Source organism: Variovorax dokdonensis, assembly GCF_030316895.1.
Taxonomy (GTDB): domain Bacteria; phylum Pseudomonadota; class Gammaproteobacteria; order Burkholderiales; family Burkholderiaceae_C; genus Variovorax; species Variovorax dokdonensis.
Map to the genome: position 1 here is coordinate 238480 of NZ_JASZYV010000002.1, position 19057 is coordinate 257536.

A 19057-nucleotide genomic window follows, 5' to 3' on the forward strand; every position below is an offset into this window, starting at 1 on the left:
ACGAGACTAGCAAAGAGCCATTCAACCCATGCCTATCGCACGCAGATCCGCCATCGTCGCCGCTTGTTCCACCGCCCTGCTGGCATTCGCCGGCACCGCCAGTGCCCAATCGTGGCCGACCAAGCCGGTGCGCCTGCTGGTGGGATTCCCGGGCGGCTCCACGCCCGACGTGGTGGCCCGCATCGTCGCCGAGCCGCTGTCCAAGGCCCTCGGCCAGCCCATCGTGGTGGAGAACAAGCCCGGCGCGTCCGGCAACATCTCGGCCGACCTGGTGGCCAAGGCCACGGACGATCACACCATCGGCGTGGTGATCAACGGCAACCTGACCTCCTCGCAGATGCTGTATCCCAACCTGCCGTACGACCCGGCCAAGGACTTCAGCTACATCTCTTTGCTCGCCACGGCGCCGCTCGTGCTGGTGGCCAACAACAACCTGCCCACCGGCAAGGAGTTCCTGCCGGCTGCCGCAGCGAGCGGACAGAAGTGGAGTTACGGCTCGGTCGGCGTGGGCTCGGTGGGGCACCTGGGCATGGAGCTGATGGAGTCGCGCGTGCCGGGCTTCAAGGCGGTGCACGTGCCGTATCGCGGCAACCCGCAGATCCTGACCGACATGATCGGCGGGCAGGTGCAGCTGGCGCTCATCCCGCCGGGCCTGGCGATGCCGCAGGTGCAGGCGGGCAAGGTCAAGGCCATCGGCCTGACCACCGCGGGCCGCAGCGCGCTGGTGCCGGACCTGCCCTCGCTGTCCGAGATCGGCGTGAAGGACTTCAACCTCGAAGTGTGGACAGCGCTGCTCGGCCCGGCGAGCCTCTCGCCAGTCGCGCAGAAGCGCCTGAGCACCGAGCTGGCGGTGATCATGAAGTCGCCCGACGTTCGCAAGAAGCTGTTCGACCAGGGCTGGCAAGCCGTGGGCACTTCGCCCGAAGGCATGAAGCTGCGCGTGAAGGACGAGGCGGCGATCATGGGCAAGATCATTTCCACCAAGGGCATCAAGCTGAACTGACGCCCGAGGGGCTTCGCTTCGCTGGCCGCGAGGCGAGGCCCGCAACCATAGTCAAAAGGAATCCGGTTTGAACAGTCTGGTTGAGCCGCAGCGGTCGCTGCCGGTGTTCGGCAGTTTCGATGTGGTCGTGGTCGGCGGCGGGCCCGCAGGCATTGCTGCGGCGGTGAGCGCGGCGCGGCATGGTGCCAGCACGCTGCTGGTGGAGCGCTACGGCTTTCTCGGCGGCATGGGTACGGCTGGCGGCGTGACGAACTTCGCCGGCCTCTACGGCCGCGTGGGCGGGCAGATGCAGCAAGTGGTGCGCGGCGTGGCGGACGAGCTGCTGTCGCGCATCGATGCGCTGGGCGGCCTCAACAAGCCGCAGGACGGCATGGGCGGACGGATCCGCGTGCGTTCCTACGATGTGTCGGCCTACAAATGCGCTGCCGATCCCCTGCTGCAGGAAGCGGGCGTGCAACTGCTGTTCCACGCCTGGGCCGCTTCGGTGATCCGACAGGGCTCGCGCATCGAGGCACTGGTGGTCGAGACCAAGTCGGGGCGACAGGCCATCCGCGCCGGGAGCTTCATCGATTGCTCGGGCGATGCCGACGTTGCCGCTTTCGCCGGCGTGCCGTTCGAGGTCGGCGACGGCGCGGGCAGCGGCCTGTTTCCCACCACCATGTTCAGGGTCGGCCAGGTCGATGCCGCTCCGGCGCTGGAGGCGGTGGGCGAGTTCAAGGCCATCAACGACTGGATCGACCGCGTGAAGGCCGCCAAGCCGGGCGCCTACCGCTTCGCGCGCGAAGGCGCGATCCTGCGGCCGAACATCGATCCGCGCGAATGGCGCGTCAATGTCACGCAGATCCGCAATGCGCAAGGCAAGGCCATGAACGGCGTGGACGCCCGCGAGTTGAGCGAGGGCGAGCTGGAAGGGCGGCGCCAGATCGCCGAGTTCTTCCGCTTCCTCAAGGCCGAGATCCCCGGCTTCGCGCAGTCGGCCATCGTCGACATCGCGCCCCAGGTGGGCATCCGCGAGACGCGGCGCATCCGGGGCCTGTATGCCCTGAGCGGCGAAGACATCCTCGGTTCTGCCCGCTTCGACGACAGCATCGGCCTGAACGCCTGGCCGATGGAGCTGCATGCCGAAGGGCGCGTGGATTGGCGCTTTCCGCGCGACGAGGCCAACGCCGTCAACGAGCTGCCCTGGCGCATGCTGGTCGCCCAAGGCGTGGACAACCTGCTGGTGGCCGGGCGCTGCGCATCGATGACGCACGAAGGCCAGTCGGCCGCGCGCGCCAGCGGCGCCTGCTTCGTCATGGGGCAGGCCGCCGGAACGGCCGCCGCCATGCTCAAAGACAACGCGCGCTTTGCCGACATCGACGTGCCTGCGCTTCAGGCCCGTCTGCAGGCCGATGGGGCCCGGCTGAGCTGAGCTGTTCGGGCGTGCGCCCATGACGCGCGCCCGCGCCCTTGTCGACATGGGTGCTTGACGACGCCGCCTTCAGCGCGGCGCCTACGACCCGCCTCTTCCGCTTCGCGGCCGAATGGTCGATAGTCGCTGCCATGCACACCGCCGACCGTCCAGCAGCCAGATCGCGTCTCGCCGCGGCGCTGGCCTGGGTGGCGCCCGTGCTGCTGGCGGGCTGCGCAGGCCAGATGCAACTGCTGGAAAACGGCAGGACTTATCCCGGAAGCTACAACGGCGTCTCCGGCACCGCCGAGGCGTTCATCGACGGCGAACGCTACACCGGCACCTACAGCAATCCACCACCGATCAGCCTGGGCATCGGCGTGGGCGGCGGCAGCTGGGGCGGCGGTTTCGGTGGCGTGGGCGTCTCGACCGGCACGGGCTACGGCGGCGGGCGTGCCCTGCTGCGCTCGCCCGATGGCCAGCGCATCGTCGAATGCTATTTCGCCACTTCGTTCGGTAGCGGCCAGGGCGAATGCATGAGCCAGGACGGCCGACGCTTCATTCTGGTAATCGGCGGCTGACGCCCCGGCCATCGCTGCATCTTCGTCAGGACAAACCCATGCGACTTCGTGCCACGTGCAAGATGCGGGTGACCGCCAGCAGCGACTGCCCCGTCGTGGCCATGCTGCGGCCGCGCAGCGGCGAGGCGCAATGGATGGTGAGCGAGCGCTACGAGCTGCATCCCTGGGTGCCCACCAGCGAATATGTCGACACCTTCGGCAACCTCTGCCAGCGCATGGTCGTTCCCAAGGGCGACATGCGCATCGAAGTCGATGCCGTGATGGAAGCCGACGACGTCATTGCCGTGGCACCGGATGCCGAGGCCGTGCCGGTCCACAAGTTGGCCTCCGACACGCTGCAGTACCTGCTGCAAAGCCGCTACTGCCCTTCGGACAAGATGGGCGATCGGGCCGAGACGATCGTGCAGGGCAAGATGGCCGGCTATGCCCAGGTCGAGGCCATCCGGCACTGGATCCACGAGAACATCACCTACCAGTACAGCGTGAGCAACGCATCGACCGATGCCTTGCAGACGCTGGAGGCAGGAGCGGGGGTGTGCCGCGACTTCTCGCACGTGGGCATCGCCTTGTGCCGCAGCCTGCACATTCCGGCGCGCCTGGTGGTCGGCTATCTGCACGGCCTCGATCCGATGGACATGCATGCCTGGTTCGAGGCGTACGTCGGCGGTCGCTGGTACACCTTCGATGCCACCCAGTCGCGGCCGCGCGGCGGACGAATCGTGGTGGCCTATGGCCGAGATGCGGCGGACGTCGCGTTTCTTTCGAACTACGGGCCGCTGGAGATGCGCGAGATGGTGGTCTCCGTCGAAGAACTGGCCCGGCCCGCGCAGCCGGCCGTGAAGTCATGACGCCTGGCTGGCGCCCTTGCCTTGCGGCAGTGTGAACAGCGGCGAGCTCGTGCTGGCCAACGCCAGTTCGTGGGAAGCCTGCAGCAAGGGCGTGGCCAGCGTGTCCATGCGCGCGGGCGTCAGTCGCAACATCGGACCGGCGATGGTGATCACGGCGATCGTCCCCTGCTTGCGCCGAACGACCGGTGCGGCCATCGCCGTCATGCCCGGGGCGTATTGCTCCACGATCTGCGCATGGCCGCGACGTCGATCGTCGTCCAGCACCTTCATCAGCGCCTTGTAGGTGGTGGGCGCCTTGGGGCCGAACTGCGCCGGTGAACCGAAGCCCTGCCGCGCCACCAGTTCGGTGGCGCGTTCCTCGCTGAGCGTCATCAGCCACGCGTGGCCGCCTGCGCTGCATGACAAACGCACGTCGATGCCCATGTCCGGGTCGTAGCGCAGGCCGGTGCGCGCGCCCTGCGCCTTGGCCACGAAGATCAGGCTGTCTCCGTCGACCAGCGCCAGCCGCACGAGCTCGCCCGAGGTGTCGGCCAGTCGATCGATGATGGGCTGCGCAATGTCGACGATGCCGGCACCCCCGAGAAAGCTCAGGCCCAGGGCCGGCATCTTGGTCGTGAGCACGTAGTCGCCTTGTTCGCGCAGTTGCCGCACGTAGCCGCAGCGCACCAGATCGGCCAGCAGGCGATGGCAGGCGCTGCGCGGCAGGGCCAGCTCGTCGGCCAGTTCGCCCAGCGCGATGCCTTCGGGCTGATGCGCCAGTTGCTCGAGCAGCGCCAGGACGCGCTCCACGGTGCCGGTGGGCGATGCAGGTTGGGCAGGCGACGGACTTCGCATGATGAAAGCAGTTTCCAGTGTGGAATAACGTTCTGATGACATTCCTATCATGCCGCAGTACGTCGTCCGGAAGGGGACGTGCCATCTCATCGAACAAGGAGACACCTCGTGAAGAAACTCGTGCGCAGCGCCCTCTTCGGCGCCGCCTTCGCCGCCCTCGCCACCATGACGGGCATCGCTTCCGCCCAGGACGTGCAGGAGCGCGTCATCAAGTTCGGCCACCTCAACAACACGGACCACCCGGTCAGCATGGGCGTCAAGAAGTTCGCCGAGCTGCTGGCTGCCAAGAGCGGTGGCAAGTTGAAGGTGCAGGAGTACCCGTCCAACCAGTTGGGCAACGAGATGCAGCAGCAGGCTGCCCTTCAAGGCGGCGTGCAGGAGATGTCGGCCCCGGCCACGACTTCGCTGGCGGGCATCGTCAAGGAATTCGGCCTGATCGACTTCCCGTTCTCGGTGGGCGACTACGCCCAGGCCGATGCGCTGCTCGACGGCCCGCTGGGCCAGGCGCTGATCGCCAAGCTTCCCGAGAAGGGCCTGGTCGCGCTGGGCTATTGGGATCTTGGCTTTCGCAACGTCACCAACAGCAAGCGCCCGATCACCAAGCCCGAAGACCTCGAAGGGCTGAAGATCCGCGTGATTCCCAATCCGGTGTTCCTCGACACCTTCAAGGCCTTCAAGGCCAATCCGGTGCCGATGCCCTTCGCGGAGCTCTACGGCGCGCTGGAATCGAAGGCGGTGGACGGTCAGGAGAACCCGTTCGCGGTGATCCTGTCGAACAAGTTCTTCGAAGTGAACAAGTACGTCAGCGCCACCAACCACGTGTATGCCGCCAACATCATGTTGGTGAGCAAGAAGTTCTGGGACAAGCTCTCGCCGGCAGAGCAGAAGATGATGCACGACGCTGCCGACGAGGCGCGCGACTACCAGCGCAAGGTGAGCCGCGAGGCCGCCAAGAAGGCGGTGGGCGAGCTGCAGGCCAAGGGGATGCAATACAACGAACTCTCGGCGGCCGAGCAGGCGCGCATGCGTGAGGTGGCCAAGCCGGTGACCGACAAGTTCGCTGCCAGCTACGACCCGGCCATCGTGAAGATCTACAACGACGAACTGGCGCGCATCCGCGGCAAGTGAGGCTGTCTTGAAACTTCTCGTGCTGCACGGCCCGAACCTGAATCTGTTCGGCCGTCGCGAACCCCACATCTACGGCACCACCACGCTGGCGCAGATCAACGAGCGGCTGACCGCGCTGGCGCAGGAGCTGCAGGTCGAACTGGAGATCTTCCAGTCCAACCACGAAGGCGCGCTGATCGACAAGTTGCACGACAACATCGACCTGGCGGCGGGCGCGCTGGTGAACCCGGCCGGGCTGACGCAGCACGGCGTGCCGCTGCACGACGCCATCAAGGCCATGCCGTTCCCGGTGCTGGAGATCCACATGTCCAACATCGCGGCACGGGAGACCTGGCGTGCGCATTCGATCATCTCGCCGGCGGTGAAGGCCACCATCCAGGGGCTGGGGTGGCGTTCGTACACGGCGGGCCTGCGTGCGCTGGCGGAGATCGCCCGCGAGAACGCGGCTGCGGCGTCTTCGTCCACCTGAGATTCGGGACGCGGGCCGGGGCCTGAACCCGGCACGCAGGAGGCGCCGCGGCGGCTGCAGGGCTGCATGCGGCGCGACCTATACTCCATGAATGAACGAACTGGTACACGCCGGAAAGCGTCCGAAGAGTCGCAGCAGTGCTCCTGCGCGCAAGGCGCCCGGACGCACCAACGACCCCGAGCGCACGCAGGCCAACATCCTGGCCGTGGCCGAGGCCGAGTTCGGCGAGAAGGGGTTGGCAGGCGCGCGCATCGACGAGATCGCCGAGGCGACCAAGACCAGCAAGCGCATGATCTATTACTACTTCGGCAGCAAGGAAGGCCTCTACCTTGCCGTGCTGGAGGAGTCGTACCGGCGCGTTCGCGACGTCGAGTCCGAGCTGAACCTGCAGGACCTGTCGCCCGAAGAAGCGCTGCGCCGCCTGGTCGAGTTCACGTTCGACCATCACCTGCATCACGAGAACTACATCCGGCTCGTGATGTCGGAAAACATCAATCGTGGCCAGTACATGGCGCGCAGCCAGCGCATCCAGGACCTGAACGTGCCGGCCATCGCCGCGATCAGCCACCTGTACGAGCGCGGCGTCAAGTCGGGCGTGTTCCGCACGGGCCTGGACCCGGTGGACATCCATGCATCCATCTCCGCGCTGAGCTTCTTCAACGTGTCCAACCGCCACACCTTCGGCGTGATTTTCAAGCTGGACATGCTCTCGCCGGCCTACATCGCCCAGCGCCGCGCCAACGTCGCGGAGATGGTGGTGCGCTTCGTGCGCAAGTAGCCAGGCCCCTCGGGATTTCGAGTGCTGCACGCCCCGTCGCGCGGGCGGGCTTGACGCTGCCCGTCGCATCTCGTTTCATCGGTGCCGGGTAAACCCCCAATCGAAAACTAACCAGTCCGTACAAAATGCAAACCCTCGGAGACAAGCCGTGATTCAGACACTCATCGACCGCATAGCCCGGTTGTTCGTCATCCTGATGGTCCTCGCGCTCGCGCTGATGGTCCTCATGGTGTTCGGCAACGTGGTGCTGCGCTATGGCTTCAACTCGGGCATCACGGTGTCCGAGGAGTTGTCGCGCTGGCTGTTCGTCTGGATGACCTTCCTCGGCTCGGTGGTCGCCGTTCGCAACGGAGCGCACCTGGGCACCGACGCGCTCGTCGCGCGCCTGCCGCTGGCGGGCAAGAAGTTCTGCTTTGCTGCCGCGCACATCCTCATGCTGATGATCTGCGTCTTCATGTTCCGCGGCGCATGGGTGCAGACCGGCATCAACTACGGCACCACCAGCGCGGTCATGGAAGCATCGATGGCCTGGCTTTATGCCAGCGGGGCGGTGTTCTCGCTCCTGGCCGGCCTCATGTTCGCGCATGAACTGTGGTTGTTGTTCACCGGCCAACTGGCCCCGGAGCGCCTCGTGTCCGTGCGCGAATCCGAAGAAGCGCAGACAGGAGAGCACGCATGACCATCGTCATCTTCCTCGGGGCGCTGCTGGGCGCCATGGCGCTGGGCGTGCCGATCGCCTTCTCGTTGCTCGTGTGCGGCGCCGCGCTCATGTGGCACATGGACATGTTCGATGTCCAGATCCTGGCGCAGAACACCATCGAGGGCGCCAACAGCTTTCCGCTGCTGGCCGTGCCCTTCTTCATGCTCGCTGGCGAGATCATGAATGCGGGCGGGCTGTCGCGCCGCATCGTCAACTTCGCGATGGCCCTGGTGGGCCACATCAAGGGCGGCCTGGGCTACGTGGGCATCATGGCCGCCGTCATCATGGCGTCGCTGTCCGGCTCCGCGGTGGCCGACGCCGCAGCGCTGGCGGCGCTGTTGCTGCCCATGATGAAGCGCGCCGGCTACGACCCGGCCCGCTCGGCGGGGCTGCTCTCGTCGGCCAGCATCATCGCCCCGATCATTCCGCCGAGCATCGGCTTCGTGGTCTTCGGTGTGGCGGCCAACGTGTCGATCTCCAAGCTCTTCATGGCCGGCATTGCGCCCGGCATCATGCTCGGCGCGGCGCTGTGGGCCACCTGGTGGTGGCTGGTGCGCAAGGAGAAGATCGAGGCGCCGCCTCGCGCCAGCCGGCGCGAGGTGCTGCTGGCCCTGAAGGACGCCACCTTCGCGCTGGTGATGCCTGTCATCGTCATCGTGGGCCTCAAGTTCGGCGTTTTCACGCCGACCGAGGCGGCCGTGGTCGCCGCGGTCTACGCGTTGTTCGTGTCGACCGTGATCTATAAAGAGCTCAAGCTCAACCAGCTCTTCGGGCTGTTCGCGGCCGCGGCGCAGACCACGGCGGTGATCATGTTCCTGGTGGCCGCGGCGATGGTGTCGGCCTGGATGATCACGGTGGCCAACCTGCCGGCCGAGCTGGTCTCGCTGCTCAAGCCGCTGCTGGACAACCCCACGCTGCTGCTGGTGGCGATCATGATCATCACGATGCTGGTGGGCACGGCGATGGACATGACGCCCACCATCCTGATCCTCACGCCGGTGTTCATGCCCATCATCAAGGCCGCCGGCATCGATCCGGTCTACTTCGGCGTGCTGTTCATGATCAACAACGCCATCGGGCTGATCACGCCACCGGTGGGTACGGTGCTGAGCACGGTGGCCGGCGTGGGCAAGATCAGCATGGACGACGTGGCCAAAGGCGTGTGGCCATTCATGGTGGCCCAGTTCGCCGTGATGTTCCTGCTGGTCTTCTTCCCCAGCCTGGTCACCGTACCGGCGCGCTGGCTGCACGGCTGAGCGCACAACACTTTTCCAACGACGACAACGGAGACACTTGTCATGAAGCGCATCTTTCTGAAGACGGTCATTGCGGCAACCGCGCTGGCGGCCATGGGCCTGGCCCAGGCACAGACGCGCACCATCAAGTTCGCCAACCAGAATGCGGCCGGTCATCCGATCGTGCTGGGCATGGAGAAGTTCGCCCAGATCGTCGAGGCCAAGTCGGGCGGCAAGATGAAGGTGAACGTGTTCCCGGGCGGCGCGCTGGGCAGCGACCAGGCCAACGTTTCGGCGCTGCAGGGCGGCACGCTGGAGATGGCCTCGATGAACTCGGGCATCTTCGCCAGCATCGTCAAGGACTTTGCCATCTACGACTTTCCCTTCCTCTTCGGCAACGCCAAGGAAGCCGACGCGGTGGTCGATGGTTCGTTCGGCACCGGCCTGCACAAGAAGCTGGAAGAAAAAGGAATCGTGGGCCTGACCTACTACGAGCTGGGCTTTCGCGAGCTGACCAACAGCAAGCGCCCGGTCACCAAGGTGGAAGACATTGCCGGCCTCAAGCTGCGCGTGATCCCCAATCCCATCAACGTCGACTGGGTGACGGCGCTGGGCGCCAACCCGACCCCGCTGCCATTTCCAGAGCTGTACGCCGCGCTGGAGCAGAAGGCCGTCGACGGGCAGGAGAACCCCGTCGCCACCATCCGTGGCGCCAAGCTGTACGAAGTGCAGAAGTACATGACGCTGACCAACCACCAGTACAACCCGCAGTCGGTGGTCATCAGCAAGCGCTTCTGGGAATCGCTGTCGAGCGACGAGCAGAAGATCCTGCGCGACGCGGCGGTCGAATCGGCCAAGTACCAGCGTGAGCAATCGCGCAGCCAGGCCGCCAGCATCCTCGAAGAGCTCAAGAAGAGCGGCATGCAGGTGAGCGAGCTGCCGCCGGCCGAAGTGGCCAAGCTGCGCGAGAAGATGAAGCCGGTGATCGCCAAGCACAGCGCATCGGTGGGCGAAGCCACCGTGTCCGCCGTCATGGCCGAGCTGGACAAGGTCCGCAAGTAAGCGGCTTTAGGAACAGGGAGTCTTCGCTCGTGCACATCGACGGCCGCACCGAGGTGATTGCGCACCTCGGCTACCCCACCCACGCCTTCAAGGCGCCGATGATCTACAACCCGTACTTCGAGGCGGAGGGGATCAACGCGGTGGTGGTGCCGTTCGCCTGCCGGGCGGAGCACTTCGCCGACACGCTGCCCACCCTGTTCCGGATGGACAACGTGCGCGGCGCGCTCATCACCATGCCGCACAAGGTGAGCGTGGTCGGCCTGCTGGACGAGGTCACGCCCACCGTGCGCGTGGCAGGCGCCTGCAACGCCGTCAAGCGCCTGCCGGACGGACGACTGGCGGGCGACCAGTTCGATGGCGCCGGCTTCGTGCGCGGCCTGCAGCGCAAGGGCATGGACTTGACGCGCACGCGCGGCCTGGTGGTGGGTTCGGGCGGGGTGGGCTGCGCCATTGCAGCATCGCTGGCGCTGGCTGGCATTGCGGAGATCGCGTTGTTCGACGTGAATACCGCGTCTGCCGAAGCTCTGGCCGCACGTTTGCGCACTGAATATCCAAGGCTGCCGGTTGGCACCGGAAGCGCCGATCCGCACGGCTTCGGCCTGGTGGTCAATGCCACGCCCCTGGGCATGAACGCCGACGATCCGCTGCCCTTCGATGTCGACCGCCTGCAGAGCGGAACGATGGTCGGCGAGGTCGTCATGCGCAGTGAGACCACCGCGCTCCTGGCCGCCGCACAGGCGCGCGGCTGCAAGGTGCAAGTGGGCACCGACATGCTGTTCGAGATGATTCCGGCGTACCTCGAGTTCTTCGGCCTGCCGAGCACGACGGCCGAGCGGCTGCGGGGGCTGGCGCGGCTGCAGTATTGAGTCGCCCGGCAGGCGGCGTGGGGCGCGCATAGCGTTCGTGACAGCGCCAGGTCGCTGGATTTGCTATGTTCGGAGGGTTTTCCCTAGCCGAATCCCCGCGCCCATGACCAGCACGCCCACCCCCAATCCCGATGCCGCCACCGCGGCCCGTCACGTCGCCGATCTGGTCGCATTGATGAAGCTCGAAGCCACTGGCGAAGACCGCTTTCGTGGCCAGAGCGAAAACATCGGCACGCCGGCCGTGTTCGGCGGCCAGGTGCTGGCGCAGTCGCTGGTGGCGGCCAGCCTCACGGTGCCGGACGACCGCCCGGTGCATTCGATGCATGCCTACTTCCTGCTGCCAGGCCAGCATGCGCCCATCGACTACACCGTGCATCGCGCCCGCGATGGGCGCAGCTTTACCACGCGGCACGTGATCGCCAAGCAGGAAGGCCGCGAGATCTTCGAGATGGCGGCTTCGTTCCAGACACGCGACGAAGGCATCGACCACCAGGACGCGATGCCCGATGCGCCCGATCCGCTGTCGCAGCCCAGCGAACTGGAGCGCCGCATCGCCCTGGGCGATCGCGTGCCCGAGCAGTTCCGCTTTCGCGGGCTGATCTCGCCTGGCCTCGATGTGCGTGTCGTCAATGCGCCGGATCTGGTCAAGCCCACGCCCAGCGCGCCGCGATCGATGATCTGGATGCGTGCCATCGCGCCGCTGCCTGACGATCCGCTGGTGCATCGCGCCCTGCTGGCCTATGCCTCCGACAACGGCCTGCTGCGCGCCGCGATGAACCCGCACGCGCTCACCTTCTTCAGCAACAACCTGCGCGTCGCCAGCCTGGACCACGCCATGTGGTTCCATCGCGATTTCCGCATGGACGAGTGGCTGCTCTACGTCATCGATTCGCCCAGCGCCGGTGGTGCGCGCGGACTGTGCCGCGGCAGCATCTTCACCCGCGACGGCCGGCTGGTCGCCTCCACCGCGCAGGAAGGCATGCTGCGCGTCTTGAAGGATTGAAAGGTGGTTGCGATGCATGCACGAACAATCCGGCTTGCATCGCTCGCCGTGGCCCTGCTTGCCTGTGCAGGCGCTCGCGCCGAGCGCGTGGGCGAGGTCGATACCGCCTTCAAACTGATCGGCCCGGACCACAAGGTGGTGGTCGACGTGTATGACGACCCGAAGGTCAAGGGCGTCTCTTGCTACGTCTCGCGCGCCGTCACCGGGGGCGTGTCGGGTGCGCTGGGACTGGCCGAGGACAAGGCCGAAGCGGCCATCGCCTGCAAGCAGGTCGGGGCCGTCAGCATCGCCGCGCCACTGCCCAAACAGGAAGAGGTGTTCAGCGAGCGGCAGTCCATCCTCTTCAAGCGGCTGCGCGTGGTGCGCATGGTCGACGCGAAGCGGCACACGCTGGTCTACCTGACCTACTCCGACAAGCTGGTCGAAGGCTCGCCCGAGAACGCCGTGGCGGCCGTGCCGCTGGATGCGTCGGTGGCGTTGACGGTCAAGCCCTGATCGTCGGCAACCGGCGGCGCGCCAATCCGAGCGCATGGACATTCCCAGCCAATCCGCCGATCTCCTTCGCCGCCTGCTGCGTGCCAAGGACCGAATGGATGCCGCCTCGCACGAAGACTGGCCGGTGGCTCGCCTGGCGCAGGTGAGCCATGTTTCCCCGGCGCATTTCGCGCGGGCCTTCAAGGAAGCCTTCGGCATCCCGCCGCATCGCTATCTGCTGACACGGCGCATCGAGCGCGCGAAGACCTTGCTTCGCGATACCGACCTGCCCGTGACCGACATTGCCTTTGCGACCGGCTGGGCGAGCTTGGGCACCTTCGGGCGAATCTTTCGTGACATCACCGGCGACTCGCCGAGCGCGGTGCGCCAGCAGGAACGTGCTGCCGCGAATCGCCTGGGTCAGGTGCCGGGCTGTTTTCTCAGCGCGGCGCAGCGGCCCGACCTCACGATCGCAGTTTTGGAGAAGCGGCGCCAGTCGGCGGTCGATAAAAACGGGGACCGCAAACCAGAGGATTCCCGATGACCCAAGGTGTTCAGATGATCGGCCTGTACGTTCGAGACCAGGACGAGGCGCTTGCCTTCTATACCGACAAGCTCGGCTTTCGCGTGCATACCGACGTGCGCAATGGCGACTTCCGCTGGCTGACGGTGCAGCATCCCGATCAGCCCTCGTTCCAGCTCGGCCTGTTCGTGCCGGGCCCGCCGACGGTGGATGCGCAGTCTGCGCAGATGCTGCAGGCCCTGGTGGCCAAGGGCGCCATGCCGCCGCTGCTGCTCGAAGTGACCGACTGCCGGGCCGCCTTTGAGCGGATGCGCACCAAGGGCGTGGAGTTCACGCAGGAGCCGGTGGAGCGCTACGGCAGCGTGGATGCCAACTTCCGCGATCCTTCCGGCAACGGCTGGAAGATGACGCAGACGCGCGCGTAGCGTGGCAGGTGCGGCGGCTGCGGCGCCGGCCTCAACCCCCGAAAGGATTGGCCGTCGCAAACCACAGCGCAATGCCGGTGGCAATGATGAAGGCGCCGTCGGTCACGCCGGCGGCCAGGAAGAAGGTGCTTTGCAACTGGGCCTTCAGCTCGGGCTGCCGGGCCGCTGCTTCCAGAAGCTTGCCGCCCAGGTTGCCGATGCCCAGGCACGATCCGAGCGCGGCAATGCCGATGAGCAGGGCCACGGCCAGGGGGAGGAGGTCGATGCCGTTCATGAGAGAGGTCTTTCCGTCTTTGCTGACGGCCCGCGAAGCCGGGGCCTTTGGCGGCCGGCGCCGCACCAGCGCCGGATGACCTCACTGTCGGCTCGCAGGCGCATGGCGTCCATGACCTGCGAGGTCATGCGCGCCACGCGCCACGCGCCGGGCGACTAGCGCAGTTCGCGGCGCAGGATCTTGCCGACGGTCGACTTGGGCAACGCCGGGATGATCTGCACCTGGCGCGGCACCTTGTAGGCGGTCAGCTGCTCGCGGCAGTGGGCGGCGATGTCGGCTTCCGTGACCGTCGCGCCGGGAACGAGCACGGCAAAGAGCTTGACCGCCTCGCCGGTTTTCTCGTCGGGCACGCCGATGCAGGCGCATTCGGCCACGCCGGGGCAGGCGGTGGCCACGGCTTCCACTTCGTTCGGATAGACGTTGAAGCCCGAGACGATGATCATGTCCTTCTTGCGGTCCACGATCTTGAGGAAGCCGCGCTCGTCGAACACACCCACGTCGCCCGTGCGGAAGTAGCCGTCTTCGGTGAAGGCCGCCGCATTGGCTTCCGGCTTATCCCAGTAGCCGCGCATGACGTTCGGGCCCTTGACGCAGATCTCGCCCGCTTCGCCGATGCCGACTTCGCGGTTGGCATCGTCCAGCAGCTTGACGTCGCTCGATGACATGGGCAGGCCGGTGGTGGCGGTGAACTCCTTCACCGCAGCGGGGTTGAACGACAGCACCGGGCTCGTCTCGGACAGGCCGTAGCCTTCGCGGATCATCTGGCCGGTGACGGCCTGCCAGCGCGCCGACACCGTCGGCACGATGGCGGCTCCGCCGCCGGCGGCCAGGCGCAGCCGCGACCAGTCCACTTCGGCCAGCTTCGGGTGCAGCGTCAGGCCCGCGTACAGCGTGTTGACGCCCGTGATGATCGTGGGACGCGCCTGGCGCAGCGTCTCGACGAAGCCGTCCATGTCGCGCGGATTGGCCACCAGCCAGTTGTCCGCGCCGACGCTGAAGTAGCTGATGAGGTTCACCATCAGCGCGAAGATGTGATACAGCGGGATGGCCGTCACCACGACTTCTTCGCCGGGCCGCATGGCATCGGGCATGAAGAGCGCGTACTGCGCGCAGTTGGCCAGCAGGTTGCCGTGCGTGAGCGTCGCGCCCTTCGACAGACCCGTGGTGCCGCCGGTGTACTGCAGGAAGAGCACGTCGTCGGCGTTTTGCTGCACGGGCGTGAAAGGCAGGTCCTTGCCCTTCGCGAGCGCATCGGCGAAGCTGACCGCATTCTTGAGGCGCTCATCGGCCGGCGGGCTCGGCAGCTTGCTGTCGGCCGCCAGGCCCAGGCCCGCGGTGACGACGCGGCGCACCGACGTGTTGCCGGCGATCTCCGCGAAGGTGGCGGTCGAGCCGGTGTAGATCACCAGCACGCTGGTGCCGGAATCATTGAGCTGGTGCTCGAGTTCGCGCGGCGTGTACAGCGGGTTGACGTTCACCTGGATGGCGCCGGCGCGGATGATGCCCAGCATGGCGACCGGGAAGGCCAGGATGTTCGGCGTCATCACCGCCACGCGGTCGCCGGGCTTGACGCCTTCGGACTGCAACCAGGCCGCGAAGTCGCGCGACAGGCGGTCGACCTCGGCGTAAGTGAGCGACTGGCCGAGCGAGCGCAGCGCGGTCTGGTCCGCGAAGCGTGTCATGGCGGCTTCCAGCATGGCGGTGACGCTGGGGAAGGCGGCAGGCGCGATCTCGGCCGGGATGCCGAACTCGCGATAGGTGGCGAGCCAAGGACGCTCTTGCATGGTGGTCTCCTCTTAGTCCGCGCTGTGGGTCAGGGCGTGACGATGTTGAACAAGGGGTTGAACTGGTCGAGGTTGGCGAAGATGGCGCCCAGCGCCTTGGGGTCGCCCTCGAGCTTGGCCTCTCCGGCTTCGAGCAGCTTGGGCAGCGGCACGCCGGCGAGCAGCATCTTAAAGAATGCGGGGCGGCCCAGCGACAGCGTGGCCTGCGGCGACGCCAGCTTGCGGCCCTTGGTGTTGTTCAGCACGGCGTTGGAAAGCTCGAGCGCGTAGGTCTCGTTGCTGTCGGTGAAGTTCACCTGGATGCCCATGTCGAGTCCGTCCACCTTCTGGTGATTCAGGCGCACGGCCAGGAAGTCGAAGATCATGTCCAGCGTCATGCCGCGCACCATGTCCGGCCCTTGGGTGGACAGTTGCACCTGCTTGACGCCGCCGCGCAGTTCCTGCGCGCCGACCAGGTATTCGTTGCGCCACACGCCGGACTCGGCCTGATAGCCCAGTTGCTCGAGGATGTCGGCCTGCAGCAGGCGCGCCTTCTCGTTGGTGGGATCGGCCATCACGGCGTGGTTGTTGAGCTCGGCAGCCCAGCGATAGTCGCCCTTGTCGAACGAGGCCTTCGCCTTGGTCATGACGGCATCGACGCCACCCAGCGCTGCGACGTAGCGCTTGGAGCTTTCGGTCATGGGCAGCGGGTCGAGCGTGGCCGGGTTGCCGTCGTAGTAGCCCAGGTAGAAGTTGTAGACGCCGCGCAGGTTGTGGCTGAGCGTGCCGTAGTAGCCGCGGGTCGAGAAGTCGTTGCGAAGACCCTTGGGGAAGTAGTCCATGTTGCCCAGGTCGTCCATCTTCGCGCCCTTGTTGGCCATGTTCAGGGCCGCGTCGTGGATGTAGCGGTAGGCGTCGCGCTGGTTCGACAGGTGCTTCTGGATGCGCTCGGCGCCCCACACCGGCCAGTGGTGGCTGCGGAAGGCCACGGTCGCTTCGGGGTAGAAGTCCTTCATCTCGTTGATGTACTTGCTCCATCCCAGCGCATCGCGCGCCTTGGCGCCGCGCAGCGTGTAGATGTTGTGCATGTTCGCCGTGACCACCTCGGACAGGCACAGGGCCTTGAAGTCGGGGAAGTAGAAGGTGAACTCTGCCGGCGCCTCGGAGCCGTTGGCCATCTGGAAGATGACCTTGCGGCCGTCCAGCGTGCGCTCTTCGCCCGTCTTCTTGACGTAGTCGGTGGGCGCGATCAGGCCCATCGAGCCGATGCTCAGTCCATTGCCCAGGCCGCTGCCCAGGCTGCCGCGCTCGCCGTAGGTCAGCGGCGCGCCGAACTGGTAGTGCGAGCGGCGCGTCATGGCATTGCCGGCCAGCACGTTCTCGGCGATCGCATGATCCATGAAGCCTTCGGGTGCGATGACCGGAACCTTGCCCGACTTGACGTCGGCTTCATCGACGACGCCGCGCACGCCGCCGAAGTGATCGATGTGGCTGTGGGTGTAGATGACGGCGACCACCGGCTTCTTGCCGAGCTTCTCCATCGCGAACTCGAGCGTGGCCTTGGCCATCTCGGCCGTCAGCAGCGGGTCGATGATGATCCAGCCGGTCTTGCCGGCCACCAGCGTCATGTTGGCCAGATCGACGCCGCGGATCTGCCAGACGCCTTCGGTCACCTGATAGAGGCCGGCTTCGGCGTTGAGCTTGCCCTGGCGCCACAGGCTGGGGTTGGCCGAGGCGGGTGCGTCGCCCTTGAGGAAGTCGAAGCGCGAGGTGTCCCACACGACGTTGCCCTTGGCGTCCTTGACGACCGGCTCTGGCAGACGCGCGACGAGGCCGCGCGATGCGTCCTCGAAGTCCTGCTTGTTGGCCAGGTCGAGGTTGGCGCCGAACTTCTGGTTGAACTCGGCGGTGGCAGCGGTGGGGGCCTTGGCCTCGTGGGCGGCGGCGGACAGCGCGGTGAGCAGCGCGGCTGCGATGGCAATGGGCTTGAGAAGCATGGCTTGTCTCTGTCGTTTCGAGAAAAGGGAGAGGGATTCGCTGTGAAGGGGATCTATGCGAAGGCGGGCACCTGGGCACTCGCGGGCTTGCGGGTGGCGGCGCGGATCAGGTCGGCGGCCTTCTCGCCGATCATGATGGTCGGCGCATTGGTGTTGCCGCCAACGATGGTGGGCATGATCGAGGCGTCGGCGACGCGAAGGCCTTCGATGCCCCGCACGCGCAACTCGTCGTCGACCACGGCCATGGCGTCGCTGCCCATCTTGCAGGTGCCGACGGGGTGGTATTGCGTGTCGGCCCGGTTGCGGATGTCGGCGGCGATGCCCGCGACGTCGTCGGCACGGGTGGTGTAGAGTTGCTTGCCGCGCACGCCATCGAAGGACTTCGATTCCATGATGCGCTGCTGGATCTGCACGCCCTTGACCAGCACGGGCAGGTCGCGCTCGTCGCTCAGGAAGCGGGGGTCGATCAGCGGCGCCTGGCGCGCATCGGCGCTTTGCAGGCGAACTTCGCCGCGGCTGAACGGACGCATCAGATCGACGTGGCAGGAAATGCCGTGACCCAGGTGCATCTTGCGCGCATGGTCGTCGACGATGGCGAGCACGAAGATCAACTGCAGGTCGGGCAGCTTGGCCTGCGCCGACGAGCGGATGAAGGCGCCGGCCTCGGCGAACGGGCTGGTGATCATCCCGGTGCGATGCTTGCGCCACTCCAGCATCGCGCGCGTGAACTTGGCGCTGCCGCGCGCCGACACGCCGAAGCTCTCGGTGTCGCTGCCCACGCGCCACGTCTGCACGTGGTCGATGTGGTCCTGCAGGTTCTGGCCGACGCCGCCCAGGTCCTGGACGACCGGAATGCCCATTTCGCGAAGGTGCGCGGCCGGCCCGATGCCGGAGGTCATGAGCAGTTGCGGAGAGCCGAAGGCACCCGAGGAAAGGATCACCTCGCGCCGGGCGCGCACCTGCTTGAGCTGGTTGTCCTGGTAGTAGGAGACGCCGGTGGCTCGCTTGTTCTCGATCTCGACGCGCGAAGTGACCGCGCGGGTGATCACCTTCAGGTTGGGGCGCGACAGGTTGGGCGTGAGGTAGGCCTTGGCGGCGCTGCAGCGCTCGCCGTTCTTCTGCGTCACCTGGTAGAGGAATGCGCCTTCCTGCTGCTCGCCGTTGTAGTCGGAAGTGCGTCCGATGCCCTGGCTGGCCGCTGCCTGCAGGAACAGGTCGTTGAGCGGGCTGGTGTGCCGCGGATACATCACGTTCAGCGGCCCGCCCGCGCCGTGGTAGTGGTTGCTGCCGAAGACCTCGCTGTTTTCGCTGCGCTTGAAGTAGGGCAGCACATCTTCGTAAGACCAGCCATTGTTGCCGAGCGACGCCCAGTGGTCGTAGTCAGCGCGGTTGCCGCGCACGTACAGCATGGCGTTGATGGAACTGGAGCCGCCCAGTGTCTTGCCGCGTGGCTGGTAGCCCTTGCGACCGTTCAGGCCAGGCTGAGGCACCGTCTCGTAGCCATAGTTGTTGATCTTGGTGGGCATCATCGCCACCACGCCCACGGGCGCATGGATCAGTACGCTGCTGTCGGGGCCGCCGGCTTCGAGCAGGCACACCGTGACGTTGGGGTCTTCGGTCAGGCGCGCGGCGATCACGCAACCGGCCGAGCCGGCGCCGACGACGACATAGTCGAATTCTTGTGAAGTGCTCATGGTTGTCTCT

Annotated in this window: 20 protein-coding genes; 15 read left to right on the forward strand and 5 right to left on the reverse strand. The window is 66.4% G+C overall.

The window, feature by feature from the left end; all coding sequences use genetic code 11:
- Positions 1-28 precede the first annotated feature (28 nt).
- From QTH91_RS09680 to QTH91_RS09695, 4 genes are all read left to right on the forward strand, one after another.
- Positions 29-1003, forward strand: a complete 975-nt coding sequence (locus QTH91_RS09680) for a Bug family tripartite tricarboxylate transporter substrate binding protein (protein WP_286659868.1) — start codon at positions 29-31, stop codon at positions 1001-1003.
- Positions 1004-1070: 67 nt separating this feature from the next.
- Positions 1071-2414, forward strand: a complete 1344-nt coding sequence (locus tag QTH91_RS09685; RefSeq protein WP_286659869.1) for an FAD-dependent oxidoreductase — start codon at positions 1071-1073, stop codon at positions 2412-2414.
- Positions 2415-2545: 131 nt separating this feature from the next.
- Positions 2546-2974, forward strand: coding sequence for a hypothetical protein (locus tag QTH91_RS09690; protein WP_286659870.1), 429 nt, complete (start codon positions 2546-2548; stop codon positions 2972-2974).
- A 38-nt stretch (positions 2975-3012) separates the two neighbouring features.
- Positions 3013-3822 (forward strand): transglutaminase-like domain-containing protein, encoded by an 810-nt coding sequence (locus QTH91_RS09695; RefSeq protein WP_286659871.1) that lies wholly within the window; start codon positions 3013-3015, stop codon positions 3820-3822.
- Here the strand turns inward: QTH91_RS09695 and QTH91_RS09700 are convergent.
- Positions 3817-4656 (reverse strand): IclR family transcriptional regulator, encoded by an 840-nt coding sequence (locus QTH91_RS09700; RefSeq protein ID WP_286659872.1) that lies wholly within the window; start codon positions 4654-4656, stop codon positions 3817-3819. The genes QTH91_RS09695 and QTH91_RS09700 overlap by 6 nt on opposite strands.
- Positions 4657-4764: 108 nt before the next feature.
- On the opposite strand from QTH91_RS09700, the gene QTH91_RS09705 reads away from it, so the two are divergent.
- The 11 genes from QTH91_RS09705 (at position 4765) to QTH91_RS09755 (ending at position 13319) form a co-directional block, all read left to right on the forward strand.
- Positions 4765-5784, forward strand: coding sequence for a TRAP transporter substrate-binding protein (locus tag QTH91_RS09705; RefSeq protein ID WP_286659873.1), 1020 nt, complete (start codon positions 4765-4767; stop codon positions 5782-5784).
- 7 nt (positions 5785-5791) lie between these two features.
- Complete coding sequence (locus QTH91_RS09710) at positions 5792-6253, forward strand: type II 3-dehydroquinate dehydratase (protein ID WP_286659874.1); 462 nt, start codon at positions 5792-5794, stop codon at positions 6251-6253.
- 91 nt (positions 6254-6344) lie between these two features.
- Positions 6345-7031: a TetR/AcrR family transcriptional regulator gene (locus QTH91_RS09715; RefSeq protein WP_286659875.1), complete on the forward strand. Its 687-nt coding sequence runs from the start codon at positions 6345-6347 to the stop codon at positions 7029-7031.
- Positions 7032-7179: 148 nt separating this feature from the next.
- A complete protein-coding gene (locus QTH91_RS09720) occupies positions 7180-7710 on the forward strand; it encodes a TRAP transporter small permease (protein WP_286659876.1) in 531 nt (176 codons plus the stop codon).
- Positions 7707-8987 carry a TRAP transporter large permease subunit gene (locus tag QTH91_RS09725; protein ID WP_286659877.1) on the forward strand — a complete coding sequence of 427 codons (1281 nt, stop codon included), beginning with the start codon at positions 7707-7709 and terminating at the stop codon, positions 8985-8987. Before QTH91_RS09720 ends, QTH91_RS09725 begins: the two co-directional genes overlap by 4 nt.
- Before the next feature lie 42 nt (positions 8988-9029).
- On the forward strand, positions 9030-10028 hold the full coding sequence (locus QTH91_RS09730; protein WP_286659878.1) for a TRAP transporter substrate-binding protein: 999 nt from the start codon (positions 9030-9032) through the stop codon (positions 10026-10028).
- Positions 10029-10057: 29 nt separating this feature from the next.
- Positions 10058-10894, forward strand: a complete 837-nt coding sequence (locus QTH91_RS09735; protein WP_286659879.1) for a shikimate dehydrogenase family protein — start codon at positions 10058-10060, stop codon at positions 10892-10894.
- Positions 10895-10997: 103 nt separating this feature from the next.
- Entirely contained in the window at positions 10998-11897 is a 900-nt protein-coding gene (locus QTH91_RS09740) for an acyl-CoA thioesterase (RefSeq protein ID WP_286659880.1), read from the forward strand.
- 12 nt (positions 11898-11909) lie between these two features.
- Positions 11910-12392 carry a CreA family protein gene (locus QTH91_RS09745; protein WP_286659881.1) on the forward strand — a complete coding sequence of 161 codons (483 nt, stop codon included), beginning with the start codon at positions 11910-11912 and terminating at the stop codon, positions 12390-12392.
- A 34-nt stretch (positions 12393-12426) separates the two neighbouring features.
- Positions 12427-12915: a helix-turn-helix domain-containing protein gene (locus QTH91_RS09750; protein ID WP_286659882.1), complete on the forward strand. Its 489-nt coding sequence runs from the start codon at positions 12427-12429 to the stop codon at positions 12913-12915.
- Positions 12912-13319 (forward strand): VOC family protein, encoded by a 408-nt coding sequence (locus tag QTH91_RS09755; RefSeq protein ID WP_286659883.1) that lies wholly within the window; start codon positions 12912-12914, stop codon positions 13317-13319. Before QTH91_RS09750 ends, QTH91_RS09755 begins: the two co-directional genes overlap by 4 nt.
- A 31-nt stretch (positions 13320-13350) precedes the next feature.
- Here QTH91_RS09755 and atpE read toward each other — a convergent pair whose 3' ends face one another.
- The 4 genes from atpE to QTH91_RS09775 form a co-directional block, all read right to left on the reverse strand.
- Positions 13351-13593 carry a F0F1 ATP synthase subunit C gene (gene atpE, locus QTH91_RS09760; protein ID WP_286659884.1) on the reverse strand — a complete coding sequence of 81 codons (243 nt, stop codon included), beginning with the start codon at positions 13591-13593 and terminating at the stop codon, positions 13351-13353.
- A gap of 155 nt (positions 13594-13748) precedes the next feature.
- Positions 13749-15377 (reverse strand): AMP-binding protein, encoded by a 1629-nt coding sequence (locus QTH91_RS09765; RefSeq protein WP_286659885.1) that lies wholly within the window; start codon positions 15375-15377, stop codon positions 13749-13751.
- A 29-nt stretch (positions 15378-15406) separates the two neighbouring features.
- The gene (locus tag QTH91_RS09770) at positions 15407-17353 is read right to left on the reverse strand and encodes an alkyl/aryl-sulfatase (RefSeq protein WP_286659886.1); all 1947 of its coding nucleotides are present in this window, start codon (positions 17351-17353) and stop codon (positions 15407-15409) included.
- Positions 17354-17406: 53 nt separating this feature from the next.
- Positions 17407-19047: a GMC family oxidoreductase gene (locus QTH91_RS09775; RefSeq protein ID WP_286659887.1), complete on the reverse strand. Its 1641-nt coding sequence runs from the start codon at positions 19045-19047 to the stop codon at positions 17407-17409.
- Positions 19048-19057: the final 10 nt, after the last annotated feature.